This is a genomic window from Sporichthya sp., assembly GCF_013815995.1.
Classification (GTDB): domain Bacteria; phylum Actinomycetota; class Actinomycetes; order Sporichthyales; family Sporichthyaceae; genus Sporichthya.
In genome coordinates this window covers 1-24,982 of sequence record NZ_JACDFE010000013.1, presented here as the reverse complement: position 1 = coordinate 24,982, position 24,982 = coordinate 1, and the positions used below count along the sequence as shown (strand labels likewise).

The window sequence follows — 24,982 nt, the reverse complement described above, 5'->3', positions numbered from 1 at the left end:
GCCGGGGTCATGCACCGGCGAGCCCGACCAGCCGGGCCAGGCGCTGGGTACGGGTGTCCTCCGCGACGCCGGTCGCGCCGGCCGTGACGGTCTCGTAGACCGCGACCACGTCGGCGGCCACCTGGCTCCAGTCGTAGCGGGCCACCGTGCGGGCGGCCTCCCCGCGCAGGACTGCGCGCCGGGCCGGATCGTCGAGCAGATCGGCCAGGGTGAGCGCGAGGGCGTCGGCGTCGCCGACCGGGAACAGTGCCCCGCAGGTCCCGTCCTCCAGCACCCGGCGGAAAGCGTCGATGTCACTGGCCACCACCGGGGTGCCGGCCGACATCGCCTCGGTCAGAATGATCCCGAAACTCTCCCCGCCGGTGTTCGGCGCGACGTAGAGGTCTACCGAGCGCAGCATCTGCTCCTTCTCGGCCTCGCTGATCAGGCCGAGCATGGTGATCCGCGCCGCCACCGCCGCCGGCATCGCGGCCAGGGCGGCCTCGATGTCCCCCGGGCCGGCGACCAGCAGGCGCAGACCTGGCCGGTCGGCGACGAGCTGCTCCATCGCGGCGGTCAGGATCTCGAAGCCCTTGCGCGGCTCGTCGAAGCGGCCGAGGAAGCCGAGCGTCCCGCCACCCTTGGTCGTGGAGCCCGGCCAGCCCGGCATCGGCCGGGCCCGGGCGAAGCGGGCGAGCGCCACCCCGTTCGGGATCAGCACCGGGTCACCGCCGAAGTGCTCGACCAGGGTCTGGCGGGCCGGCTCCGAGACTGCGATCCGGGCCGAGAGCTTCTCCAGGGCCGGCTGCGCAATCCCGTGCACGGCGGCCATCGCCCGCGAGCGTGGGGTGGACATGTGGAAGGTCGCCACGATCGGGCCGGTCGCGCAGAACAGCGCCAGCGCCGACAGGCTGGGCACCGCCGGCTCGTGCACGTGCAGCACGTCGAAGCCGCCGTCGCGGACCCAGCGCCGCACCCGCGACCTCGTCACCGGACCGAACGCCACCCGGGCCACCGAACCGTTGAACGGCACCGAGACCGCGCGGCCACCGGAGGCCAGGTAGGGCGGCAGGTCGACGGCATCCTCATCCGCGGGCGCCAGCACCGAGACCTCGTGGCCGAGCGCGAGCAGCGCCTCGGCCAGGTCGCGTACGTGCGCCTGCACCCCACCCGGGACCTCCCAGGCGTACGGACAGACCAACCCGACCCGCATCAGGGGTTCCTGGCCGACGGACGGCCGGAGGACACAGCATGGTGACGCAGCCTCAGATCGTCCGACCACAGCCGCTGCAGCATGTGCCAGTCGGCCGGGTTGGCCCGGATCGCCGCTTCGAACACCCCGGCCAGGGACTGGGTCATCGACGCGATCCGGGCCTGCCGGCTGCCGTGCGTGGGCTGATGGATCTTCGGGTGGATCCGCAAGTGCATGTGGTCCTCGTGGTACCACTGGGTGACCGGAATCAGGCCGGCGCCGGTGCTCACCGACAGCGCCGCGGGCCCGCCCGGCATCTTCGCCGGATGGCCGAAGAACTCGACCTCGAGGCCGGCGTCGGTCAGGTCCCGGTCGGCTACCAGGGCGATCAGCTTGCCGTCGCGCAGACGCCGCGCCAGGGTCGCGATGGCCGCCACGCCGGAGTCCTTGTCCAGCGCCAGGACCTCCATGCCCAGCCCCTTGCGATAGGCCACGAAGGCCTCGAAGAGCTCGGGCGGATCCAGCTTCTCCGCGACGGTGGTGAACGGCATGCCGGCCGCAGCGACCCAGGCACCGGCGTGGTCCCAGTTGGCCATGTGCGGCAACGCCAGCACGACGCCGACCCCGAGGGCGTACTCGGCGCGCAGCGACTCCTCGCCCTCGACGCGGATCCGGGCGAAGACGTCCGCGCTGCCCCAGGTGGGCATCCGGAAGGCCTCGGACCAGTAGCGCAGGTAGGAACGCATGGCTTCGCGGCTTAGCTCACGCACCGCGGGGTCGGTCGGCTCCACGCCGAGCACCCGCGCCAGATTTCGCTCGAGCTGAACCACGCTACGGCCGCGCTTGCGCCAGGCGAGGTCGGCGGCCTGCCGGAACCCGGCCCGGGCCAGCCGCTCCGGCACGTGCCGGATCACCCGCCACCCGGTCAGGTAGGCGGCGGCGCCGGCCCGCGCACCCAGGCTCATGCCGCACCCGCATCGGAGGCGCTCGAATCGGAGGCCTGCTCGGCGGCCAGTGCCTGCTTACGCACCATCAGGATCCGCTGGAACAAGGTGATGGTGCTGGCGACGGCCAGGATGATCAGCGCCGCGCGCTGCACCCCGGGAACCCCGATGCCCTGGAAGCCGGTCGCGACCAGGATGAGCGCCAGGCGGTCCGAGCGTTCTGCGATGCCGACGTTGGCGGTCATCCCGAGACCCTCGGCCCGGGCCTTGGCGTAGGAGACGATCGACCCGGCGCCCAGGTTGTACAGGGCCAGCGCGCAGAGCAGGTCGTTGTTCCCGCCGCCGGCGAACCACATCGCCAAGCCGCCGAAGACCGCGGCGTCGCCGAACCGGTCCAGGGTCGAGTCCAGGTAGGCGCCCCAGGTCGAGGAGCGCTCGGTCATCCGTGCCATCAGCCCGTCGACGATGTCGGAGAAGACGAAGGCGGTGATCACTATCGTCCCCCAGAAGAACTCGCCCTGCGGGAACAGGAGCAGGGCACCGGCCATCACGCCCAGGGTGCCGACGATGGTGACCACGTCCGGGCTGATCCCGGCGCGCACCAGAGCGCGCGCGACCGGCGTGAAGATCCGGCCGAACAACGCTCGCGCGTACTTGTTGAGCATTGTTCTCCCGGAAAGGGGTCGCGGCCTCGTCAATCGTAGTCAGCGGACTCCCGGGGGCCGGACGGCCACGCCGCCCGCACGTCCTTACCTGCGGAAATCGCCCCCGACCCCCTTGTCCCGCTCCGGATCTCGGAGGAAGGTGACAGGACGCGCGGGCGCGTTGTTCCACTGAAAGGTGCCCCCGACACCAGCTCCGGAAGGACTGCGCGCCCCCTGACACGAGGAGGTGGCGCATGGCCGACAAGTCGAACAACCCGAACTCCGGCAGGGCACCGGAGGCCGACCAGCCGGGCAAGATCCGCAACGTGGTCCTGGTCGGCCATACCGGGTCAGGAAAGACGACTCTCGTGGAGTCCCTGCTCCTCTTCACCGGCAATCTCAGCCGGCAGGGCCGGGTCGAGGACGGCACCACGGTCAGCGACTTCGACGAGGCCGAGATCCGCCAGCAGCGCTCGGTGAACCTCTCCCTCGAGCCGATCCTGGTCGACCAGGCCGACGGCGCGATCAAGGTCAATCTGCTCGACACCCCCGGGTACGCGGACTACGTCGGCGACCTGCGCGCGGGCCTGCGGGCCGCGGACGCGGCCGTCTTCATCATCTCCGCCGCCGAGGACATCGACGGCACCACGAAGATGCTCTGGGACGAGTGCGCCGCCGTGGAAGTGCCCCGGGCGGTCGTCGTCACCAAGCTCGACAACGGGCGCACCGACTACGACGGGGTCTTGGCCATGTGCCAGGACGCATTCGGTGACAACGTGCTGCCCGCCTACCTCCCGCGTCTCAGCGCGGACGGGGTGCAGACGGGCCTGGTCGGTCTGCTCTCGCAGTGCGTCTACGACTACTCCGGCGGCAAGCGCACCTCTTCCGAGGCGTCCGACGATCTCAAGCTCGAGATCGATGACGCCCGCAACGCGTTCATCGAGGGCATCATCGCCGAGAGCGAGGACGAGACCCTGATGGACCGCTACCTCGGTGGCGAGCACATCGACCTCAAGGTGTTCATCGACGACCTGGAGACCGCGGTGGCCCGCGGATCCTTCTACCCGGTCCTCCCGGTGAACCCGATGAACGGCGTCGGCATGGCCGAACTGATCGAGATCATGACCCAGGCCTTCCCCTCGCCGCTGGAGCACCGGGTTCCCTCGGTCACCGCCCTCGACGGCACCGCGGGCCCGGAACTGAGCTGCGACCCGAACGGCCCGTTGGTGGCCGAGGTCGTGAAGACCACGTCCGACCCCTACGTCGGCAAGATCTCGCTGATCCGGATCTTCTCCGGCACGCTGACCGCGGACGCCACCGTCCACGTCTCCGGGCACTTCCTCTCCGACCGCGGGCACGACGACCACGACGTCGACGAGAAGATCGGCGCCCTGACCTGTCCGCTGGGTAAGACGCAGCGGGTGATCCAGTCCGCGGTGGCCGGGGACGTGGTCGCGGTGGCGAAACTGACCCGGGCCGAGACCGGCGACACCCTCTCGGACAAGGACGCGCCGCTGCTCATGCAGCCGTGGACAATGCCCGAGCCGCTGCTCCCGATCGCGGTGGTGGCGCACTCCAAGGCCGATGAGGACAAGCTCTCCCAGGGCCTGAACCGGCTGCTCGCCGAGGACCCGACGCTGCGCCTGGAGCACAACGTCGACACCCACCAGCTGGTGCTCTGGTGCATGGGCGAGGCACACCTCGACGTCCTGCTCGATCGCCTCACGAACCGGTACGGCGTCGCGGTGGACACGGTCCCGGTCAAGGTGGCGCTGCGCGAGACGTTCTCCGCGGAGGCCGGCGGGCACGGGCGCCACGTCAAGCAGTCCGGTGGGCACGGCCAGTACGCGGTCTGCGACATCAAGGTCGAGCCGCTGCCCTCGGGCGCGGGTTTCGAGTTCGTCGACAAGGTCGTCGGCGGTTCGGTGCCCCGCCAGTTCATCCCGTCGGTGGAGAAGGGCGTGCGCGCGCAGATGGAGCGCGGCGTCGTCGCCGGGTACGCGGTGCAGGACATCCGGGTGACCCTGCACGACGGCAAGGCGCACAGCGTCGACTCCTCCGACATGGCGTTCCAGACCGCCGGCGCCCTGGCGCTCAAGGACGCCGCCGAGAAGGGCAACGTGTCGTTGCTGGAGCCGGTGGACGAGGTCGCGGTGATCGTCGCCGACGACTACGTCGGCGCCATCATGGGCGACTTCTCGACCCGGCGCGGCCGGGTGCTCGGCAGCGAACCGGTCGGCAGCAGCGGACGGACCAAGGTGATGGCCGAGGTGCCGCAGCTGGAGATGTCCCGTTACGCCGTCGACCTGCGCTCCCTCTCGCACGGCACCGGCACGTTCAGCCGCACCTACGTGCGGCACGAGCCGATGCCCTCGCACATCGCGGAGAAGGTGCGCGCCGCGGACTAACTCCTCCGTTTCGCGCATCCATGACCACACCCGCATGCATGCGCGGCATTTCCCGGCGTGTCGCGCGGTTCCGCGCATCCATGAGCTCATGGATGCGCGGACACCGCGGCCGTTCAGCGCGGGGCGGGAACCTTGACGGCGGGGGCGCGCAGGCCGGCGATGGTGCGCACGACGGCCAGCTGGGCGGGGATCGCCGCGGCCAGCTGTTCCGGGTTGGGTACCACGATCGGGTCGACGGTGAAGCCGTAGTGCATCCGGCCGGCGTAGCTGGAGCAGCCGATCGCGAGCGGCTGGTTCGGGCCGAGCGGAGTCAACGCGTAGATCTCGTTGACTGCGCAGCCACCGATCGCGAGCGGACGCGGCACCGGCACCGTCGTGACCAGCATGTCGAACAGCTTCGAGGCGGCGCCGGCCAGCATCGGGCCGCCGAGACGGACTGCCGCGGCCGGCATCAGGTTGGTCAGCCCGGCCAGCGCACCGGCACCGCCCTCAGCACCGGCGGCCCGGTGTCGGGCCATCTCCCCGGCCACGAAGCGCAACCGCTCGATCGGGTCGGCGAGGTGCACCGGCAGGTGCAGCAGGAACGCGGAGAAGTGATTGCCCGAGCCGTCGTTGCCTGAGCGCGCCCGGCCGACCGGGACCAGCGCGCGGAGCCGCGTGTCATCGGGCCGGTAATGATGCAGCTCGAGCCACGACCGCAGGGCGCCGGACAGGACGCCGATGCCGATGTCGTTCACACTGCCCCCGCACAGCGTCCGCAGCCCGCGCAGGTCCTCCAGGGCCACCGAACTGGTCGCGAAGCCGCGGGCAGGAGAGACCACGGTGTCGAACGGGAAGCCTGGCCCCGCAGTGCTCATGTGGGTGATGACGCCGGTCGCGGTGGACAGCGCCCGAGCCGCCGTGCGGGCCAGGGCCGGCGGGTCCGCGAGCCCGGCCAACGGGCCCAGCAGCTTGCCGGGGTCGAACCTCGGCAAGCCGTGGTGACCGTTCCCGCCGGCGGAACCGTTGGCCGTGCCGTTGGTTCCGGCCGGTGCGGGCACCTTGTCCGGCGACCCGCCGTCGGCCAGGGCATACGCCAGCGCGCCGACCCCAAGGCCGTCCAGGAACGCGTGGTGCACCTTGAGCAGCATGGCCGCGCGGCCGTCGGCCAGCCCGTCCAGGACGTGGAGCTCCCAGAGTGGCCGGGAGCGGTCCAGCCGCTGACTCATGATCCGGGCGATCCAGGAGTTCAACTCCTCCGACCCGCCCCCGCCCACCGTGTGATGAAGGCGCACGTGCGCATCGGCGCGGAAAGCGCGATCCTCGGCCCAGCTGGCGCTCACCGGCGGGAACAGCTCGGATCGCAGTTTGCGGCGCAGCCGGGGAATCTCGGTCGCCCGGGTCCGGAGCAGTTCGATCAGCGGCCAACGGTCGGTGGCGCCTTCGGGCTCGGCGGCCAGCACGGCGACCGCGCCGATGGTCATCGGGATGGCGGCGGACTCGACGGTGAGGAACGAGATGTCGAGGGGACTCAGCGCCCAGTTCGCCACGGCGGTGCCCCCTTCCATCCGATCTCCCACCCTAGGCTCCGCAGAGTGACGGCCCAGTAACACCCTTGTGACCATCTTGGTGCGCTCCGGATGACATCCGTTGTGGCAGCTGCGGATGACATCCGTTGTGGGCGGGCGCGGTCAGGGACCCCAGGCGGTGGTGTCGTCGACCGGCCAGGCGGCGGCGAGGATCTCGCGGGTCTCCCCCAGCAGTTGTGGCAGCACCTTGGTGTGCCCGACCACCGGCATGAAGTTCGTGTCCCCGCCCCAGCGCGGCACCACGTGCTGGTGCAGGTGCGCGGCGATGCCGGCGCCGGCCACCGTGCCCAGATTCATCCCGACGTTGAACCCGTGCGCGCCGGTGGCGGTCCGCAGCGCGACCAGCGCCTGGCGGGTCAACTCGGCCACCTCGGCCGACTCGGCCGCGTCCAGCTCGGCGTAGTCCGCGACGTGGCGGACCGGCACCACCATGAGGTGCCCGGGGTTGTACGGGTACAGGTTGAGCACCGCGTAGGCCGTCTTACCGCGCCGCAGGATCAGCCCGTCGTCATCGGTCAGGGTCGGGATACGGCAGAACGGGCAGCCCTCGGGCTCGTGCCCCTCCGCCCGGTTCTCGCCTTTGATGTAGGCCATCCGGTGCGGAGTCCACAGCCGCCCGAACGAATCAGCGACGCCGGCCCCGTCCTGCTCCTGACGCTCCATCAGGCCTGACCGTTCATACCTGCACGCGGTCCCGCACGGCCGCGACGATCTCGGCGATCGCGTCGGCCACCGGGACGGTGTTCTTCTGCTCGCCACTGCGGTACCGGAAGCTGACCGCGCCGGCAGCCACGTCTTCGTCTCCGGCCAGCATCATGAACGGAATCTTCTGCTTCTGCGCGTTGCGGATCTTCTTCTGCATCCGGTCGTCGGCGTCATCGACCTCGACCCGGATGCCCTGCGCGCGCAACTGGGCCGCGACTTCCCGCAGGTAGGGCAGGTGCTCGTCGGCGATCGGGATGCCGACAGCCTGTACCGGCGCGAGCCAGGGCGGGAACGCGCCCGCGTAGTGCTCCACGAGCACCCCGAAGAAGCGCTCGATCGACCCGAACAGCGCACGGTGGATCATGACCGGCCGCTGCCGCGAGCCGTCGGCGGACTGGAACTCCAGCTCGAAGCGCTCGGGCAGGTTGAAGTCCAACTGGATGGTCGACATCTGCCAGGTGCGCCCGATCGCGTCCTTGGCCTGCACCGAGATCTTCGGCCCGTAGAACGCGGCGCCACCGGAGTCCATCACCAGCTCGAGACCCTCGCTGACCGCGACCTCGCGCAGCACCTCGGTCGCCTCGGCCCAGTCCTCGGCGGAGCCGACGAACTTGACCGGGTCCTTGGTCGAGAGCTCGAGGTAGAAGTCGTTCAGCCCGTAGTCGCGCAGCAGGTCGAGCACGAAGCGCAACGTGGTGGTGAGTTCGTCGCGCATCTGCCCGCGGGTGCAGTAGATGTGCGCGTCGTCCTGGGTGAAACCGCGGGCCCGGGTCAGGCCGTGCACGACGCCGGACTTTTCGTTGCGGTACACGGTGCCGAACTCGAAGAGTCGCAGCGGCAGCTCGCGATACGACCGCCCGCTCGAGCGGAAGATCAGGTTGTGGAACGGGCAGTTCATCGGCTTGAGGTAGTAGTCGGCGCCGTCCATCTGCATCGGCGCGAACATGCCCTCGGCGTACCACTCGAGGTGACCTGAGGTCTCGAAGAGCTGGGCCTTGGTGATGTGCGGGGTGTTGACGAACTCGTAGCCGCCCTCGATGTGCTTCTGACGCGAGTAGTCCTCCATGACCCGGCGGATGGTGCCGCCCTTGGGGTGGAAGACGGCCAGGCCGGAGCCGATCTCGTCCGGGAAGGAGAACAGATCCAGCTCGGCGCCGAGCTTGCGATGGTCGCGCTTGGCCGCCTCCTCGAGGCGGGTCTGGTAGTCCTTGAGCGCGTCGCGGGATTCCCAGGCGGTGCCGTAGACGCGCTGCAGCATCGGGTTCTTCTCGCTGCCGCGCCAGTAGGCGGCGGCGCTGCGCATCAACTTGAACGCCGGGATGTCGCCCATCTGCGGCACGTGCGGTCCGCGGCACAGGTCCTTCCAGGCCAGCGAGCCGTCCTTGCGGTGGTTGTCGTAGATGGTGAGCTGGCCGGCGCCGACCTCGACCTCGGCACCCTCGCCCGCATCGCCCGCGCCGGAACCCTTGAGCCCGATCAGCTCGAGCTTGTACGGCTCGTCGGCAAGCTCGGCGCGCGCCTCGTCGTCGGAGACCTCACGGCGGCTGAAGGTCTGCCGCGCCTTGATGAGCTCCTGCATGCGCTTCTCGATGCGCTTGAGGTCGTCCGGGGTGAACGGGGTCTCGACGTCGAAGTCGTAGTAGAAGCCGTTCTCGATCGGCGGGCCGATGCCGAGCTTGGACTTCGGGAACAGCTCCTGCACGGCCTGCGCGAGCACGTGCGCCGCGGAGTGCCGCACGATCGCCAGCCCGTCGGGCTCGTCGTTGCGGATCCCGGCGACCTCGTCGCCCGCGTCGAGCACGTGGGCCAGGTCGCGCTGCGCGCCGTTGACCCGGGCTGCGATCACCGCCCGGTCCTCGGCGAAGAGCTCGGCCGCGGTCGTCCCGGCCGGCACCGATCGCTGCGCTCCGGCGGCCCCATCGATGATGCTGATGCTGACCTCGGACACGGCGTGCTCCTGACTACTCAGCTGGTCACCCGGAGTTCCGGGCAGCCACCGATGCTATCCAGGTCGGCCCGGGCTCCTCTCCCGACTTTCTGGGGTCAGGGCCTGGGCAGCTTGACGACGCCTACGAAGAAGTCATCGATCTGACGTACCACCTTGATGAACTGCTCGAAGTCGACCGGCTTGGTGACGTAGGCGTTCGCGTGCAGGCGGTAGCTGCCCAGGATGTCCTCGTGCGCGCCGGAGGTGGTGAGCACGACCACCGGGATGTGCGCGAGCTTCGGGTCGGCCTTGATCTCCGCCAGAACCTCCCGGCCGTCCTTTTTGGGCAGGTTGAGGTCGAGCAGGATCATGTCCGGGTACGGCGCGTCGGAGTACCTGCCCTCGCGGCGCAGGAAGGCCAGCGCCTCCACGCCGCCGGTGACCACGCTGAGGTTGTTCTTCACCTTGTTGTCGGCGAAGGCTTCCTTCGTCATCAGCACGTCGCCCGGGTCGTCCTCGACGAGCAGGACCTCGATCAGGTCGGCAACCATGGGTCACACCTTCCTTTCGGCGACCGCAGTGGTCGCGAGGCTGACGGGGGCTGGTGCGACTGGCAACGTCCAGTGCACGACGCTGCCCGGGTCACCGTTGCGTTCGGTGTCCAGCCAGATCCGCCCACCGTGGTACTCGACGATCTTCTTACAGAGGGACAGGCCGATCCCGGTCCCGGTGTACTCCTCCTTGGCGTGCAGCCGCTGGAAGATGACGAAGATGCGATCGGCGTACTGCGCGTCGATCCCGATCCCGTTGTCCTCGCAGCGGAAGTGCCAGAACTCGTCCTCCTGTTCCGCGGTGATCGACACCTTGGCGGACCGGTCCGGCGCGCGGAACTTGATGGCGTTGCCGATCAGGTTCTGGAACACCTGGGTCAGCAGCGCGTCGTCGCCGGGCACGGTCGGCAGCGGCCCGATCTCGATCTCGGCCTGGGTCTCCTCGGTCGCCGCGCCCAGTGCGTCCAGAGCGTGCTGGGCGGCGAGCCCGGTGTCCACCGGCACCAGGCGTTCCGTGGCGCGCCCGACCCGGGAGAAGGCCAGCAGATCGTTGATCAGCTGCTGCATCCGCTTGGCGCCGTCGACGGCGAACTCGATGTACTGGTCGGCCCGCTCGTCCAGCTGTCCCTGGTAGCGGCGCTGCAGCATCTGACAGAAGCTGGCGACCTTACGCAGCGGCTCCTGCAGGTCGTGCGAGGCGACGTAGGCGAACTGCTCGAGCTCCTCGTTGGACCGGCGCAGGTCGTCGGTCTGGGCCACCAGCATCTCGGCCTGGGCCCGCACCTCCTCCTCGGCCCGCCGCGCTTCCTCTTCGGCCCGCCGCGCCTCGACGAGCGACTCGGCCAGCTGCCGGCGCATGGCCTCGACGTCGCCGCCCAGTCGGCGGACCTCGATCGGCCCGTCGACGGTCACCGGCCGGCCGAACTCGCCGCCGGCCACCACCCGGGTCTCGGTGCCGAGCCGGTCCAAGGGCCCCAGGACCAGCCGGCGCAAACTCAGCCACACCGCGAGCCCGGCCAGGATCGCCGCCAACAGCGCGCCGGCCGCGATGACCCGGATCCGGGTCATCTCGTCCAGGACCCGGTCCCGGGCCAGGACGCGCTCGCCCGCCAGGGACGCGGCCAGTTCGTCGACGCGGGCGCGGACCGCATTGAAGCGCTCCCGGCCCAGCTTCTCGGGCAGCTTCTCCAGTTTCTGGTCGGCGGGGGTCGCCGCGACCGCGGCGATCGACACGCTCGCGTAGTCCGCGCGCCACCGCTCCCCGGCCGCCTGAATCTCGTCCAGCTCCGCGGTGACCCGCGGCGAGCTGCCGAGCACAGGCAGACCCCCAGCGCCGCCTCGTCGGGGCCGTGCCCGCTGACGTCACCGATCACCGCGTACAGGACTCCGTCGGCGCACTCCACGACGTCGTAGAAGTCGCCGCCGAGCAGCGCGCGGTCGCGACCCGGGCGGTAGCGCTGGACGACGGCGAGATTCGCGTCGAACAACAGGGGCTTCGGGAGGAGGCCGCGTTCCAGGCGGGTGTTCTCCGCCGCGCGGGACTCGGCCTGCGCGAGTTCGCGGGCGGTGTCCTGCGCGGCGCGGCGCTCGACCGCGTAGCGGACCGCGCGGCTGAGCAGCTCCGGATCAATCTGGCTCTTGTTGAGGTAGTCCTGGGCGCCGCGGGACACGGCCTCGACGCCCTTGTCGGAGTCGGAGAAGCCGGTCAGGACGACCACGGCGGCGTTCGGGGCCTGCGCCAGCACCCGCTGCAACCCGTCGAAGCCGGTCGCATCCGGAAGCACGAGGTCCAGCAGGACGCAGCGGGTCTCGGCGGACAGGGCCGGCCCAGCCTCGGCGATGGACCGGACCCAGGTCAGCGACAGGTCCGGCTCGACCTCGTCGAGCATGTCGCGCACGAGCGTCGCGTCGCCCGGGTCGTCCTCGATCAGGACGATTTGCATCTTCGGGTCATAGGCAGTCGCCGCCGTCGGCGGTCTTAACGCCGCGTCCACGGAGTCACTCACCCGAGGCCTCGCAATGTCGGCAGCGGTCGATGTGGAGCCCCGGGGCGGCCCGCTGCTTGACCGTCGTGCCCGTCGAGATGGAACTGCTGGAGCTGGTGGGGTGGAGCTGGTGGGGTGAAGCAGTGGGCGATACTGGGTTCGAACCAGTGACCTCCCCGGTGTGAGCGGGGCGCTCTCCCGCTGAGCTAATCGCCCGGGATGCGGAGCGCAACCCTACCGGAGCCTTGGGCGCGCAGTGCGCGCGCGGACCCCCCACCACGGGTGCTCCCCGTGGCCGAGAAGTGTCGGTCGGCGCGTCGGCGGTCATGACAATGGCACTGGATTCCACACGCCAAGCGGAGTTCAAACTTCGCGCGACCATGATCGTTAGGGCGTTCGCCCAACTGCCCGATTAGCGCCCTGCCGCGGAGTTCGACCGGAGGGCCCCCGCGCACCCTCCGCAAGCACGTCATGCCAGGTGCGTCCGTATTCACGCAGGACAATGCGGCACAAATCGGACACGTTCGATGTCACGCGGTAGCGGGAATAGATCTTGAACGGAGCCGCGCCGCCCGACGTTGCCCGGACATTGCGATTCCCCGCGCCCGTTGCCCTCGAAGAATCATGGCGATACACAGTGACCTGAGGTTGCGACGGACGTTGTACAGCGAGAAAACGAGAACCACCACGCACGGCGAGGTTTGACTCCCTGGCGGGCCAGCTGCGGAAACGCAGCCCACCAGTGAGGCCGGGCAAACCGCCGAGCACATTCGAGAGAGGTACGGCACGCAGATGAAGGCAGAGTCTTCGGTCACCTGCGAGCTTCGCTTGCGACTTCTGGTCGCAGGCGACGCAGCCCTGCCGGTCCCCGCGGCGCTGCGGTACGACCTTGCAGATCCCTACGCCATCCACGCCACGTTCCACGCGGCCGGCGACACGGTCGAGTGGGTTTTCGCCCGCGACCTGCTCGCAGCGGGCCTGCGTGACGACGCCGGGCTCGGCGACGTCCGCGTGTGGCCGTCCAGCGAGGCGGGTGTTCAGGTCGTCTACATCTCCCTGAGCTCCCCCGAGGGCGAGGCGCTCCTGGAGGCTCCGGCCCCCGAGCTGTCCACGTTCCTGGACCGCACCTACGCGACGGTGCCGGCCGGGTCCGAGTCGGTCCACCTGGACATCGACGCGGCCCTGACCCAGCTGATCGCCGAGAGCTAGCACCAACGCGGGTCCGGCCCGCGCTGAGAACCCACGGTGGGGCGTCCTTCGGGACGCCCCACCGTCGTTATGCCTGACAAGTCGATCTTGTGACGAATGCTCAGATATCGATCTTTCAGATCGGATCCGGGTCAAGTCGTGCATTCCTCACAAAGGTGTCCGCAATGGACACGGTGACGGGCCCGTTCCCGAGGGAACGGCCGTCGACGGCGTGCACGCCCTGGACGTCGCGGGTAGCCGAGGTGAGGAAGACCTCGTCCGCGCCGGCGAGGTCCGCCGGCGTGAGCCGCTCCTCGCGGACCTGCGGGCACCAGGCGAGCACAAGGGCGCGGGTGATCCCGGCCAGGCAGCCGGCCTCCAGGGCCGGCGTACGGACGATGCCGTCCCGCACCACGAAGACGTTGGTGCCGGTGCCCTCGCACAACTCCCCCGCCGTGTTGGCGAACAACGCCTCGCCGGCACCGGCCGCTTTGGCGTGGGCGAGCGCGACCACGTTCTCCGCATAGGCGGTCGTCTTCACCCCGGCGACGGCGGAGCGCTCGTTGCGTACCCACGGGACCACCACCACCGACTCGGTGGCCGCCCACGGCGTCATCGGCGAGGCGGCCACGACCAGGGTGGGCTCGGCGTCCCCACGGCCTGATCCGAGCGGGGCCTCCCCGGCGGTGTAGGTGATCCGGACGCGGCCGAGGGTGTCTCCGAGTTGCTCCACCACCTGCTCCACCGCCGCGCGGACCAGGTCCAGATCCGGAGCTTGCAGACCCATGGTGCTTGCGGAGGTTGTCAGGCGGGCCAGATGGCGGGTCAGGGCGAACGGGCGGCCCTCGACCACCTTGGTGGTCTCGAAGACCCCGTCCCCGACGGTGAAGCCGTGATCGAACACCGAGACCCGGGCGGCGTCGCGCTCGACCATCGCCCCGTTGAGCCAGACCTTCATGCGCTGTCCCCCACGAGATCGCCCCTTGCGTCAGCGATATCGGTCGTCATAGCCACCGTTCTCGCTGACGCAAGAGAGGGGGCCGGCCGCCAGGCTCAATAGCCGGTCGGCCTTGAGTTCAGTCTCGGCCCACTCCGCGGCCGGGTCCGACGCCCAGGTGATGCCGGCCCCGGTGCCGAAGCGCAGCACGTCGCCCTCCCGCCAGAAGGTCCGGATCCCGACCGCCAGGCACCCGGTGCCGGCGTCGGCGTCCACCCACCCGAGCGCGCCGCAGTAGGGGCCGCGGGGCACCGGCTCGTAGTCGGCGATGACGTCCAGGGCCGCGAGCTTGGGCGCGCCGGTGACCGAGCCGGGCGGGAAGGTGGCCCCGAGCAGATCCGCCCACCCGGCGTCCGGGCGCAGTTCGCCCCGGACGGTGGAGACCAGGTGCACCAGGCCGGGGTGCTGTTCGACGGCGCACAGGGCCGGGACGGTGACCGAGCCGGTGGCGCAGACCCGGCTGAGGTCGTTGCGGACCAGGTCGACGATCATCACGTTCTCCGCGCGGTCCTTGTCCTGCAGGTCCGCCCGCCCCCGGCCGGTGCCCTTGATCGGCCCGGACTCGACCACTCGCCCGGCCCGGCGCAGGAACAGCTCGGGCGAGGCGCTCGCGACGTGCACGCCGTCCTTGGGCAGCCGCAGCAGGCCGGCGTACGGAGCCGGGTTGCCGGCCGCCAGCAGAGCCGCCAGGCCGGCCACATTCGCCCGATCGGGGTCAGGTAGCGGCGCGGACAGGATCCGGCAGAGGTTCGCCTGGTAGACCTCGCCGCTCGCGATCCGAGTCCGGATCGCCTCGACGGCCCCGACGTAGCCGGCTCGATCCAGCGTGCTCGTCCAGTCCTCGCGGAGCGGCCCGCGCCAGGGGGCCGGATCCGGCGTGCCGGGACGGACGTCGGCGAACTTGGCGCAGGTCAGCGCGCCTTCGAAGCTGGCTAGGACGGCCCAGAAGCCGCCCGAGTCCAGAGCGGCCGGATCATCGGTGAGGTCCAGCAGCCCCCGGGCGAGCAGCCCACCGCCGCTGAACAGCGGCTCCTCGGCGGCGTCCACCTGCGGCAACCTACTTCCCTCCTCATCGACCCGCCCGCCGGCGCGTCAATCGCGGTGAAGCGGTCCTGAGGATGGGCTATTGTTTCGACCTGCACCGCGAAGATCTTCGGATCGAGCGGCTCGCGCGGACGTGGCTCAGTTGGTAGAGCATCACCTTGCCAAGGTGAGGGTCGCGGGTTCGAATCCCGTCGTCCGCTCGAAGGTGGCCGATCGGCTGCCCCAGGGCCCAACACCCTGGCCGGATGGCCGAGTGGCTTAGGCAAGGGCCTGCAAAGCCCTGTACGCGGGTTCGATTCCCGCTCCGGCCTCGACACCACCACCCGGGCGTTTAGCTCAGCGGGAGAGCGCTTCCCTGACACGGAAGAGGTCGCAGGTTCAATCCCTGCAACGCCCACTAGAAAGATGCAGGTCAGAGGCCCCTTCGGGGGCCTCTCGCCTTTTTTGTGCCAAACCCGCGAGGGTCCACAGAACGGTGGCCACCTCGTGGCAGAGTTGTCGACGTGGCGCTGCAAATGGGTCGACACCGAACGACCGAGGCCTGGCCGACGGTTCGCGCCGACGCACGAGCTCTCGCTTTACCGGGATGCGTTGCGGGCCTGCGAGTCACTTCCTGGCGCGCATCGCGGCGTCCTTGTGATTGGGGACGTCCCCGTCACGCGGCCCTGCCAGGTTCATGGCAGGTTCATGGCAGGGCGCCAGGCAGCTAATCGGGCGTCGTCCTTGGCGGCGTGCTCGTCGCGGTGGCAGGATCAGTGTCATGCCCAAGCCGCGCACCAGTTGACTTCAGCGAGCCCGCGAGGGCCGAGGGCGGCGCATGGCCCGGAGGGTGACAACCTGGCCGAACAGGCCAAGCGTGCCCTCGTGGCTGACCTACCCCGAACGGCCGCGGCGGCGCGGTTGCTCCCCGCGGCCGGTGGGAACGCCGCCGTGGCCCGGCTGTGTGAACGGGTGGCTCGCTTGCTGCTCGTCCCGTCAGTGCAACTTTCGCTGCTGACCGACGTCGAGATCGTCGCTGGGGGAGCCGGGCTACCCGAAGGTTCCATCGGCAGCGAAGGTCCGTTGGACGTGTCGTTGTGCGCCGCTGCCGCGGCGTTCGGTGGGCCGCTGGTGATCAGCGACGCGAAGGACGACGCTCGGGTCGCTGATCTGCCACCGATCGCCTCAGGTGCGGTGGGAGCCTACCTCGGGGTGCCGCTGACCGTCGGTGGCGGTGCAGCCGTGGGTGCGCTGTGCGTGTTCGACGACTCGGCACGGCCCTGGTCGGACCACGACGTGGCACTGCTCGAACAGCTTGCCGGTGCGGTGATCGCCGAGCTGGAGCTGTCGGCGCTGTCGGTGGACTACGAGGCCAGCCGGCTGCTCTGGGACCTCGCCAGCGACGCTACCGGTCTCGGCTCATTCGACTGGGACCTGCGCACCGATCGCGTCAGCATGGACGAGCGGCTGCAAACCCTGTTCGGGTACGCGCCGGGCGAGCTCGTTCCGCACATCACCGCCGCGTTCAGCCGCATCCACCCCGAGGACCGACCGACGGTCGACGCAGCGATCGCCGCGGCTGTCGAAGCTGTCGGGGACTACCGCGCTGAGTTCCGGGTAAATCTGCCGGGTGGCCAGCAGCGGTGGCTGGTCGTGCGCGGCCGAGCCGTGCCGAGCACCTCCGGGCCGTCGGTTCAGCTGCTGGGTACGGCCTATGACATCACTGAGGTCCGCACCGGCCGGGACCAGGCGGCGCACCTGCGTGCCACCATGGCTACCGGGTTCTTGTCGGTGGATGGCCAGTGGGTCGTCACCCACCTCAACGCAGCCGGTGAGCGCGCGGTCGGGATGACCGCGCAGGAGTTGGTCGGTCGCGAGCTGTGGGAGGCCTTCCCGGATCTCGAGGGGCTCGAGTTCGGGCTCCAGTGCAAGGGCGCCGCCGCCACGGGCGAGCCCGTCGAGTTCGAGTCGTACTACCCCCACGTCGACAGCTGGTATGAGGTCAGAGCGGTTCCGGCCCCCGACGGGATGGCTCTCTACCTGCTGGACATCACCGCCCGGCGGGCCGACCGGCAGCGCGCCGAGGCGGCCACCACGTTGCTCGAACTGGTCGCCACGGTCAGCTCCGGACTCGCCACCGCCGCGCTCGAGACCGATGCTGCCGTGGCCGCCCTGGCTCGGCTCGTTGTCCCAGCGCTCGCCGACTGGTGTCTGGTGTCGCTGGTCGACGATGACGGCAGTCTGCGGCACGTCGGCTGCTGGCATGTTGACCCTGATCTCCTGCCCGCTGTCGAGGCGTTTGCTGCCCATTGCCTCGAAGATGTCGAGCAGCCCGCGGCGGTCCATCGGGCCAGAAGGTCCCGCCAGCCGGTCATCACGGCACACGGCGCCATGGCACTTGCTCTCGACGTCCTGCAGTCACCGGCGGCCATTGCCGCGATCACGCAGCTGGCACCGGAGTCCTCCGTGGTCCTCCCTCTCGTCGCGCACCACACGGTGCTCGGAGTGCTGACCCTGTGCCGCGGCGCCGCCCGGCCGTTGATGTCGAACGAGGAGATCACCACCGCAGGTGAGGTGGCAGCCCGCGCCGGACTGGCACTGGACAACGCCCGCCTGTACGCGGAACAACGCAGCCTCGCCGAAGGCCTGCAACGCCTCGTGCTCGCCGACCCTCCGGAGTCCAACCATGGCGAGATTGCCGTGCGCTATGTCCCGGCCGCTGAGCTTGCCGCCGTCGGCGGCGACTGGTTCGACGCGTTCTGCCAGCCCGACGGCGCCACCACACTCGTCATCGGCGACGTCGTCGGACACGACACCGCCGCCGCTGCCGCGATGGTCGAGGTTCGCGGACTGCTTCGCGGCATCGCCTGGCACACCGGGTCCGGACCGGCTGAGGTCCTGCGAGGTGTCGACGCCGCAATCGAGGGACTACAAGTCGCCACCACCGCGACCGCTATCGTCGCCCGCCTCGAGCAAACCCCGAGCGAACGCGAACGAGGTGCCACACGGCTGCGTTGGTCAAACGCCGGACATCCGCCGCCGATGGCCATCGACGCCGACGGGAACGTTGTCATCCTCCCCGGATCCGAGGTCGACCTGCTGCTCGGCTTCGAACCGCGGACCTCCCGCATCCAGTCCGAGATCACCCTCGATCAGGGAGCCACCGTCCTGCTCTACACCGACGGGCTCATCGAGCACCGCGGGGAGGACCTCGACACCGGATTGGCCAGGCTCCGTGACACCCTCAGAGAGCTAGCCAACCTCCCACTCGACAAGCTGTGCGACGAGCTACTACTGCGGATGAAGCCGGCGGCTGACGACGACGTCGCGTTCATCGCCGTGCGACTCCCAGCCCAACACCAGCCGGTCCATTCACATGACGACAACGCACCGACAGGGGACACCGTCGAACGCACCCTGCCAAACGACACCAGAGGGTCGGCTCGCTCTGGACCGTAACTTGCAGGCACCCCACCTCGACGGTGTGCTGCTCGCGGACGCCCTCGGCCGGGCGGTGGAGGCGTCTCGCCTGGTGGCGGGACTCGGCGTCGTTGGCGATGCGCTCCACAACAAAGCCGCGCGCTTCTACGAGCACCACGGCCGGTGTCACCCGCAAGCTCAGCAAGACCCGGGTCGCGACGTTCGGAGCAGCCTGCCGCGACTGTCCCCTGCGCGCTCAGTACACCGCGAGGCCGGCCGGAACCTCAAGCTCCACGAACATGACGCGCTCCAACGTGAGCATCGACAGCGCGCGAAAGACCCAAAATGAGCAGAACCAGCCACGGCTACAGCGAGCCCCGCGTTGCGTTGACCGCTTGAAGCAGCAGGCGACACGGGGTCAGCGTTCAGGCGGCGCTGACACAAGGGATGTAGCTGAATCCTTGCACCTGTGGAACGACCTGCACCCCGTGGATGATCTCACGATCACGTCGGGGTGAACCCGCGAGAAGCAGACCCTCTCCAACATTCAATGCAGAGCTCGTCGAGGCCCGGACACACAGAAATCGGAAATCGACGCGTCTACCTGACGCGCCGCACGCCCGAATGTGGTAGGGCCTCGTAGCGCGTGGCGTCGCCAAGATCACCTCGATCGCCATCGGCTGCCGAGGGCCAGATCCATTGGAGTCATCGTGGGCGCCATCACGGCAACTCCCGTCACATACGCTGACGCCCCGTCAGAGTTGCACTGGCGGGGCGTCAGGGTGAAGCGGGGTTGCCGATTCGGTGAGACATGTTCGCGACCAGGTGTAAGGGGCAGGGTGGCCTGGCGGTGTCGAGGACCCGCTAGAACGCGCTGCTGGCGCAGGACTGCCCGGACCTGGTCCCGCCGACCTCGTTCTTGCTGCCAGCGTTCTTCGGGCGCGGCTTGTTGGTGGTGCAGGTGAGATCGCCACTGATCCGGTTGCCAGCGATGATCGTGCCCCCCTGGTTGGCGCTCGCGGTCACCGCGCCCATGATCCGGTTGAGGCCGAGCATGACGCCGGCCCGGTTCGCGTCCAGCGTCACGGCACCCTCAATCGTGTTGGCTCGACATGACGAGTTCCTCTTGCTACCGCCGATGACAACAGCATTCTTGCCACCGGTGACCGTGATGGCGCCGACCGTCTTGCTGCCGCAGAAGCGCAGGCTGCGGAAGCCCGCGTTCAAGGTGGTCACCCCCGTGATGGTCGAGCGGGTCACCGACAGGGAACCGCCGGGGGCAACGTTCACCGCACCCACCTGCGTCGCGCCGACCAGGCACAGCCTCTCCCCCTTGGCCACGCTGAGGACGGCGTCGTTCTGGCCGGTAATCTTCTGGGTGCACTTCTTGGGTGCCGCGGCGGATGTGGGGCTAGCGGCGGCCACAGTGCCTGGTAGTGCGAGGACCGCGGTGAGGCCGATGAGAATCCCGCGGGTGAGGTGGCGACGAAGCTGGGGCATCTGGGTTCTCTCTGGTAAGCTGGCATTGCGGCCGTGGGCCACAAGGAAGAATGACCTTTGCAACTCCCGCCCTGCCCGCCGCCTGCCCGCCCAAACCCTTCACGACGACGGTGTCGACGTCGATCATCGCGATCCACGCCTCGGGCCTGTCACGGGCCGATCCGCCTTCCAGACCAGCTCTACCCGGGTCTTGCCGCGGGGGCGGGGCGGTACGATCTCGACCGGCGTAGTGCGGGCTACCGACCCGTCCGATGGGGCGCCGTCCGTCGCGCGGGCGACTGGGGCGGGCGTGCGCGCCGCGCGGTCCGGTCACCGAGATCGCCTGCGCGGGCTGCGGGGACGGACCGCTGCTGAGCGGTCCGGACATCGACGTCAGCGGCGGCGTCGTCGCGCGGTGGCTGACCGCCCGCGGGTGGCGGGTCGGGGCGGTGACACTGTGCCCGGGGTGCAGCCCGCCACGGGGTCCCGACAAAGCCACCCCGTGACCCCGGATCGCTTCGTTGTGGCTTTTGGCCTTACCTTGGCTGAACCCCGGATTCGCCCATGGAGTCAGGCGGTCGGCGGCCTCTGGCTGAGGTAGACCGAGTCCATAGGGTCGTCGGGGACGTCGTAGACGTCGAGCAGGTCGAAGCCCGCGTCAGCGAGGATCTGTCGGGCTCGTTCCTCCCCCCACATCGTCCCGAGACCCGCTCCGCCGTGGGCGAGCGAGACGGTCATGCAGTGCAGCGTGCTGACCGCGTACAACATCGGGGCGAGGGGGTTCTCCAGGTTGTTCTCGAGACTGCTCGACGCCTTGGTGTCCATTATCAGGAACAGGCCGCCGGGTTCGAGGGCACGGTGGATGGCGGCGAGGACGCCGACCGGGTCCACCTGGTCGTGGATGGCGTCAAAGGCGAACACCACGCCGAAGGGCGGGTCCGCGGCGAGCTCGACGACATCCAGGATCTCGAACTCCACGTTGCCGAGCCCCCACTCGGCCGCCTCGGCGCGGGCGCGGGCGATCCCCTCGGCGGAGAAGTCGTAGCCCCGGAACTCGGACGCCGGGAAGGCGCGCGCCATCAGGTTGAGCGCGTGTCCGGTACCGCACCCGACATCGGCGGCGCGGGCCCCGGCGGCCAGACGGCCCGCGAGGTCGCCCGCACCCGGAAGGATCCCGGTCAGGAGCTGACCGTCCATCAGACCGCGGGAGAGCTTGTCCATGACCTCGGCACCCGCGGCCGTGACCCCGAACGACGGCGTGCCCACTACACGGCCGTCGTCGGGTTCCTGGCGCCCGTCGTGGACCGGCGCGTTGTGAGCAAGGAAGCCGTGGAGCGGTTCGCTGCCAGGTCCACGAAGGCGTCCGCGGCGCTGGAAAGCCGAACGGTGCCCGACGGCTTCGTCCGGTCGGCCAAGGTGCAGAAGTTCCTTGATGGCCGGCGGCCGCGAGCCTAATGTCGCTGACGCCGGCGTACGGGCAGACGCCGGTCTCCGCCGAGGATGAATCGGCCCTCACGCCGCGGGCTCGTGAGCTGCTCGGGGCGCCACTCACCAAGGCAGCGGTGTACGACCTTGAGCGAACTCTTGTCGGACGAGTTCCTGAGGGAGCTGCACGAGCGGCTCTACGGCGACATCTGGGCTTGGGCGGGTGGCTACCGCACACGGGAACCGAGCATCGGCGTCGTTCCCTGGAACATCGGCCCCGACCTCGTGCAGTCGTTCGAGACGATTCGGTATCGATGGTCGCTCGGCCACTGGACTCCCCGGCAGCTTGGGATCGCTGCGCACGCCGAATCGGTCCGCGTCCACCCATTCGCTGACGGGAACGGACGCACGACGCGACTCCTCGGGACCTCGTGTTTCTGTCCGCTCAAGACGATGTCCTCGACCAGTACGACTGGCACTTCGACGGTTTCGACAAGCGGCGATACGTCGAGTTGCTCCAGCAGTTCGACGTGCACCGCGAACCCAGTGACCTGGCGAACTACCTGCCGGTGCGCCCATTCGGCGAGTAGCGACTCCACCGCCGAGAATGTCGCCGGTGCCGCCTCAGCCTGCCCACCGGCCAAGGACCACCTACCGACCGGGGCGGCCGGAGATGCTTACCGTGGGAACCGGCTGAACCAGCGCGTCCAGATCCACCAGACGGAATGCCAGTCGGCGTGATCCCTAAGCCCTAGTCGGTAGGCAGGCAGCCGACCGGCGCTGACGTAGCGCCGCAGGGTGCGCTCGCTGCAGCCGGTGTATGCGGTCGCCTCGGCCATGGTGAGCCTGTCGTGCCGTGGAACGTTCATGTGGGTCTCCAGGGAAGTGGCGGACGATCGGTGAACCAGCGGATGGGCGGGCGAGGTCATCGGGTCAGGCCAGGTGGTCGAGGTGGTCGGTGCGGACCCGCGGCAGAGGTCGGCCGGGTCGCCTCCGCATCCGGAGCTGGCGGCCAGTGGCCTGCGCGGGACAACGACAGCAGGTGCTCAGCCTGAAGCCGCCGCAGCATGTTGGTTGCCGAGGCCTCGCTACTGGGCGATCGCAGTACGGCCTCGAGAATCTGACGCCCCGTCGGTGGATCATCGGCGAGGTGGATCTCGGAGTGGCCGGACTCGGTGACCACGTAGGCGTGGTTGGCGTCGCGGCCGCGGGTCAATCCGACGTAGAGCGCCTCGCGGCTCATGCCCTCTCTGGCGATCACATGGGTCGTGTCGGCGGTGTCCCCTCTGCGCAGTGGATCGTCATCGTGTAGCCGAGCTCGACGTGGTCGCGGACGTAGGTCGGCAGGCAGGCGGACGGTGGCGCAGGAGTCGGCACGTTTGCCAGCGCGGCTACGTCCGCCGCCAGGGTCCGCCAGGGACCGCGGTCGTCCGTGATGGTCCGTCAGGTGATTCAAGGTGGCGTCGGAGCACACAGGGGGCTGTGTCGTCCGCCGCGACTGCTCCCCCCAACGGGCTCTCTAGCTCGTGTCGGTCGCCGCGCTGCTGGTGGAAGTCGTGTGGGTAGTGTGGAGCAGCAGGCTTATGGACTCGTCGCCGATCTCGACCGCCCGTCCCACCGGGTCGGGATCGATGCACAGGCTGGTCACCCCCGAGGAGCGGCGATGGCCAGCAGGTGCTCGCCGCGTGGTGCCCCGCCGGTGATGTGGTTGTCGATGATCGCCAGTTCTGCCGTGTAGCGGCGCGTGCCCTGGGCGAGCGTTCCCAGCCCAGGAACCAGGCGATCGGCCAGGCGATTCCACCACGGCAGAGCGGCGATGGGTCGGGGGTCGAGTTCGCCCTCGCCCCGGCACAGCATCACCAGCACATGCGTCGCGCCGCCGGCCAGGGCGCGGGCGGTCGCCAGTGGTTCGGCGACCGACCCGTCGACCCAGCGGTGGCCGGCGAACGGCACCGCTCGGCCGGCGGACAGGGGGATCGTCGCGCTGGCGCGGATCGCGAGCTTCCAGTCGGGCACCGTCTGCGGATACAGCTCCCAGGCCGTCAGATCATCGACATCGGTGGCGACGACGCGCAGGGGCGCGGGGGAGTCGACCAGCGCCTCCCACCGCAGGGGTTTGCGCACGCCGAGGACCTTGTCGATGAAGTAGTCCAGGGACACCACCGGCCCGGGGGCCACAAGTCGCCGGGTGTCGATGAAGCGTCGGCTGGCAAGGTCCTCGGGGAAGCACGCGGCTCCGGAATCCGCGGAGCCGGTGAGGAAGGCCGCGGCGCTGGCTGCGCCGGAGGAGGAGGCGTACGCCTCGTCGAACGCGTCCCGCAGTCCTTCGCGTTCGAGCGCGCGGAGCATCCCCGCGACGTAGGCCCCGCGCATGCCGCCGCCGCCCACCACCAGAGCGATCTGGTGCGGGTCGCGCCGTGCCCCGGGGACGCTGCGCGCGGCGCGTCGCTCGAGCAACACGCGCACCACATCGAGATCGCCAGTCACGTGCGCCGGCCGACGAATCGCGTTGTTCACGCTCGTCATTCGGAGTCAGAGTCAGGATCGATGGGCCCTCGATCCGGGTGGTACTGAGAAAAGCAACAGCGACGGAATGTCGGATCGCTGCCATACTCCGGCTCTAGACATCTTTGGCTGGGATTGTCCGGACCCCGCGTTCTCTAGCCGCCTGATCATGACTCGATCGGTGGCCGCGTGTCGACGTCGTGGACCGCGCCCGATGACGGTTCGAGCCTGCCTGGGAAGGACCTGGACCCCGGTTGCGCAGGTGAGCGGGTCGAGAATCTGCTCGCCTGGGTGGCGACCGGCGACCAGCAGGCTTCGACCGGCTTTACGGTCGCGTGGCCGGGCCGGTTTACGGCCTAGTCCTGCACGTCCTCCGCGATTCGGCGCAGTCCGAGGAAGTTTGCCAGGAGGTCCATGTGGCAGAACGCCCCGCGGTTCGATGAGAACCGGGGCACCACCATGACCTGGGTGATGACGCTTGCGCATCGGCGCGCGGTTGATCGCGTGCGTACTGCGCGGGTGACGACCACATGCGATGCGGCCTATGCCGTGCGCAACATGTGCATTGAGTTCGATTCGGTCGCAGCCGAAGTGGAACTGCGACTGAAGGGCGAGGCTGTTCGGGCCGCGCTCTCGGTACTGACCCCCCGGCAGCGCGAGGCGATAACGCTGGCGTACTTCGGTGGACTCACCTACCGCCAGGTGGCCGAGCGCCTTGATGAGCCCGCCGGCACGATCAAGACGCGGATCCGCGACGGGCTGCTCCGGCTCCGGGATTCCCCGCTGGCGGCCACCTGAGCCGGCGACCGCACCCGCGGTCCAACTCGGCCCGATGCGGCCGGTGCCCGCCCTCGCATCGTGACGTGCGATGTCACATCGCGGGTTCGACCCCGCCCGGATGGCCCGTCTGCCCCTTCCTAGTGGTCCGTCTGCGAATTGATCTGGTTGAGGACCTCACGCCCGCGACGGACCTTGGCGATGATCTCCTCCGCGGTCGCCTTCCAGATGAAGGGCTTCGGGTCGGTGTTCCAGTGCTCGGCCC

Annotated in this window: 21 protein-coding genes, 4 tRNA genes and 1 pseudogene; 9 read left to right on the top strand and 17 right to left on the bottom strand. The window is 69.7% G+C overall.

Annotation, left to right across the window (positions count from 1 at the left end):
• Window positions 1–7: 7 nt before the first annotated feature.
• Genes H0X00_RS03105 through pgsA form a run of 3 tightly spaced genes read right to left on the bottom strand, consistent with a single transcriptional unit; the run spans window position 8 to window position 2,780 of the window.
• Window positions 8–1,192, bottom strand: a complete 1,185-nt coding sequence (locus H0X00_RS03105; RefSeq protein ID WP_293767250.1) for a glycosyltransferase family 4 protein — start codon at window positions 1,190–1,192, stop codon at window positions 8–10.
• On the bottom strand, window positions 1,192–2,136 hold the full coding sequence (locus H0X00_RS03100; protein WP_293767249.1) for a phosphatidylinositol mannoside acyltransferase: 945 nt from the start codon (window positions 2,134–2,136) through the stop codon (window positions 1,192–1,194). The genes H0X00_RS03105 and H0X00_RS03100 overlap by 1 nt, the downstream gene beginning before the upstream one ends.
• Window positions 2,133–2,780, bottom strand: coding sequence for a phosphatidylinositol phosphate synthase (gene pgsA / locus H0X00_RS03095; protein ID WP_293767248.1), 648 nt, complete (start codon window positions 2,778–2,780; stop codon window positions 2,133–2,135). The genes H0X00_RS03100 and pgsA overlap by 4 nt, the downstream gene beginning before the upstream one ends.
• Window positions 2,781–3,013: 233 nt before the next feature.
• Between pgsA and H0X00_RS03090 the strand changes: the two genes are divergently transcribed.
• The gene (locus H0X00_RS03090) at window positions 3,014–5,167 is read left to right on the top strand and encodes an elongation factor G-like protein EF-G2 (RefSeq protein WP_293767247.1); all 2,154 of its coding nucleotides are present in this window, start codon (window positions 3,014–3,016) and stop codon (window positions 5,165–5,167) included.
• A 113-nt stretch (window positions 5,168–5,280) separates the two neighbouring features.
• Here H0X00_RS03090 and H0X00_RS03085 read toward each other — a convergent pair whose 3' ends face one another.
• From H0X00_RS03085 to H0X00_RS03055, 7 genes are all read right to left on the bottom strand, one after another.
• Window positions 5,281–6,714, bottom strand: a complete 1,434-nt coding sequence (locus H0X00_RS03085) for a wax ester/triacylglycerol synthase family O-acyltransferase (protein ID WP_293767246.1) — start codon at window positions 6,712–6,714, stop codon at window positions 5,281–5,283.
• Between the two features lie 123 nt (window positions 6,715–6,837).
• Window positions 6,838–7,398, bottom strand: a complete 561-nt coding sequence (locus tag H0X00_RS03080; protein ID WP_293767245.1) for an HIT domain-containing protein — start codon at window positions 7,396–7,398, stop codon at window positions 6,838–6,840.
• Between the two features lie 13 nt (window positions 7,399–7,411).
• Window positions 7,412–9,409, bottom strand: a complete 1,998-nt coding sequence (gene thrS, locus H0X00_RS03075; RefSeq protein ID WP_367186407.1) for a threonine--tRNA ligase — start codon at window positions 9,407–9,409, stop codon at window positions 7,412–7,414.
• Between the two features lie 74 nt (window positions 9,410–9,483).
• The gene (locus H0X00_RS03070; protein WP_293767242.1) at window positions 9,484–9,918 is read right to left on the bottom strand and encodes a response regulator; all 435 of its coding nucleotides are present in this window, start codon (window positions 9,916–9,918) and stop codon (window positions 9,484–9,486) included.
• 3 nt (window positions 9,919–9,921) lie between these two features.
• Window positions 9,922–10,986 (bottom strand): ATP-binding protein, encoded by a 1,065-nt coding sequence (locus H0X00_RS03065; RefSeq protein WP_293767262.1) that lies wholly within the window; start codon window positions 10,984–10,986, stop codon window positions 9,922–9,924.
• Window positions 10,983–11,861 carry a response regulator gene (locus H0X00_RS03060; RefSeq protein WP_293767241.1) on the bottom strand — a complete coding sequence of 293 codons (879 nt, stop codon included), beginning with the start codon at window positions 11,859–11,861 and terminating at the stop codon, window positions 10,983–10,985. Before H0X00_RS03060 ends, H0X00_RS03065 begins: the two co-directional genes overlap by 4 nt.
• A 186-nt stretch (window positions 11,862–12,047) precedes the next feature.
• Window positions 12,048–12,119: transfer RNA gene (locus H0X00_RS03055), tRNA-Val, on the bottom strand.
• A gap of 576 nt (window positions 12,120–12,695) precedes the next feature.
• Between H0X00_RS03055 and H0X00_RS03050 the strand changes: the two genes are divergently transcribed.
• A complete protein-coding gene (locus H0X00_RS03050; protein ID WP_293767240.1) occupies window positions 12,696–13,112 on the top strand; it encodes an SsgA family sporulation/cell division regulator in 417 nt (138 codons plus the stop codon).
• A 115-nt stretch (window positions 13,113–13,227) separates the two neighbouring features.
• Here the strand turns inward: H0X00_RS03050 and H0X00_RS03045 are convergent, their stop codons facing one another.
• Window positions 13,228–14,049 carry an aminotransferase class IV gene (locus H0X00_RS03045; protein ID WP_293767239.1) on the bottom strand — a complete coding sequence of 274 codons (822 nt, stop codon included), beginning with the start codon at window positions 14,047–14,049 and terminating at the stop codon, window positions 13,228–13,230.
• A gap of 30 nt (window positions 14,050–14,079) precedes the next feature.
• On the bottom strand, window positions 14,080–15,135 hold the full coding sequence (locus tag H0X00_RS03040) for a chorismate-binding protein (RefSeq protein ID WP_293767237.1): 1,056 nt from the start codon (window positions 15,133–15,135) through the stop codon (window positions 14,080–14,082).
• Window positions 15,136–15,259: 124 nt separating this feature from the next.
• On the opposite strand from H0X00_RS03040, the gene H0X00_RS03035 reads away from it, so the two are divergent.
• The 4 genes from H0X00_RS03035 (at window position 15,260) to H0X00_RS03020 (ending at window position 18,570) form a co-directional block, all read left to right on the top strand.
• A tRNA-Gly gene (locus H0X00_RS03035) sits at window positions 15,260–15,332 on the top strand.
• A gap of 39 nt (window positions 15,333–15,371) precedes the next feature.
• Window positions 15,372–15,443 (top strand) — tRNA-Cys (locus H0X00_RS03030).
• A gap of 14 nt (window positions 15,444–15,457) precedes the next feature.
• Window positions 15,458–15,529 (top strand) — tRNA-Val (locus tag H0X00_RS03025).
• Window positions 15,530–15,996: 467 nt separating this feature from the next.
• The gene (locus H0X00_RS03020; RefSeq protein WP_293767235.1) at window positions 15,997–18,570 is read left to right on the top strand and encodes a SpoIIE family protein phosphatase; all 2,574 of its coding nucleotides are present in this window, start codon (window positions 15,997–15,999) and stop codon (window positions 18,568–18,570) included.
• An 825-nt stretch (window positions 18,571–19,395) separates the two neighbouring features.
• Here the strand turns inward: H0X00_RS03020 and H0X00_RS03015 are convergent.
• Both H0X00_RS03015 and H0X00_RS03010 read right to left on the bottom strand, forming a co-directional pair.
• A complete protein-coding gene (locus tag H0X00_RS03015) occupies window positions 19,396–20,073 on the bottom strand; it encodes a hypothetical protein (protein WP_293767233.1) in 678 nt (225 codons plus the stop codon).
• 507 nt (window positions 20,074–20,580) lie between these two features.
• Window positions 20,581–21,432, bottom strand: coding sequence for a methyltransferase domain-containing protein (locus tag H0X00_RS03010; RefSeq protein ID WP_293767261.1), 852 nt, complete (start codon window positions 21,430–21,432; stop codon window positions 20,581–20,583).
• Window positions 21,433–21,510: 78 nt separating this feature from the next.
• Here H0X00_RS03010 and H0X00_RS23630 point away from each other — a divergent pair.
• Window positions 21,511–21,801 (top strand): annotated as a pseudogene (locus H0X00_RS23630) (hypothetical protein); the annotation flags it as partial.
• Window positions 21,802–21,866: 65 nt separating this feature from the next.
• Window positions 21,867–22,025, top strand: a complete 159-nt coding sequence (locus tag H0X00_RS03005; protein ID WP_293767232.1) for a hypothetical protein — start codon at window positions 21,867–21,869, stop codon at window positions 22,023–22,025.
• 87 nt (window positions 22,026–22,112) lie between these two features.
• Here the strand turns inward: H0X00_RS03005 and H0X00_RS23625 are convergent, their stop codons facing one another.
• From H0X00_RS23625 to H0X00_RS02995, 3 genes are all read right to left on the bottom strand, one after another.
• Window positions 22,113–22,274, bottom strand: a complete 162-nt coding sequence (locus H0X00_RS23625) for a helix-turn-helix domain-containing protein (protein ID WP_367186406.1) — start codon at window positions 22,272–22,274, stop codon at window positions 22,113–22,115.
• Between the two features lie 86 nt (window positions 22,275–22,360).
• Window positions 22,361–22,696 carry a hypothetical protein gene (locus H0X00_RS03000; protein ID WP_293767231.1) on the bottom strand — a complete coding sequence of 112 codons (336 nt, stop codon included), beginning with the start codon at window positions 22,694–22,696 and terminating at the stop codon, window positions 22,361–22,363.
• 383 nt (window positions 22,697–23,079) lie between these two features.
• Complete coding sequence (locus H0X00_RS02995) at window positions 23,080–23,961, bottom strand: patatin-like phospholipase family protein (RefSeq protein WP_293767230.1); 882 nt, start codon at window positions 23,959–23,961, stop codon at window positions 23,080–23,082.
• A gap of 393 nt (window positions 23,962–24,354) precedes the next feature.
• Between H0X00_RS02995 and H0X00_RS02990 the strand changes: the two genes are divergently transcribed.
• A complete protein-coding gene (locus tag H0X00_RS02990) occupies window positions 24,355–24,738 on the top strand; it encodes a sigma-70 family RNA polymerase sigma factor (RefSeq protein WP_293767229.1) in 384 nt (127 codons plus the stop codon).
• The last annotated feature ends 244 nt before the right edge of the window (window positions 24,739–24,982 follow it).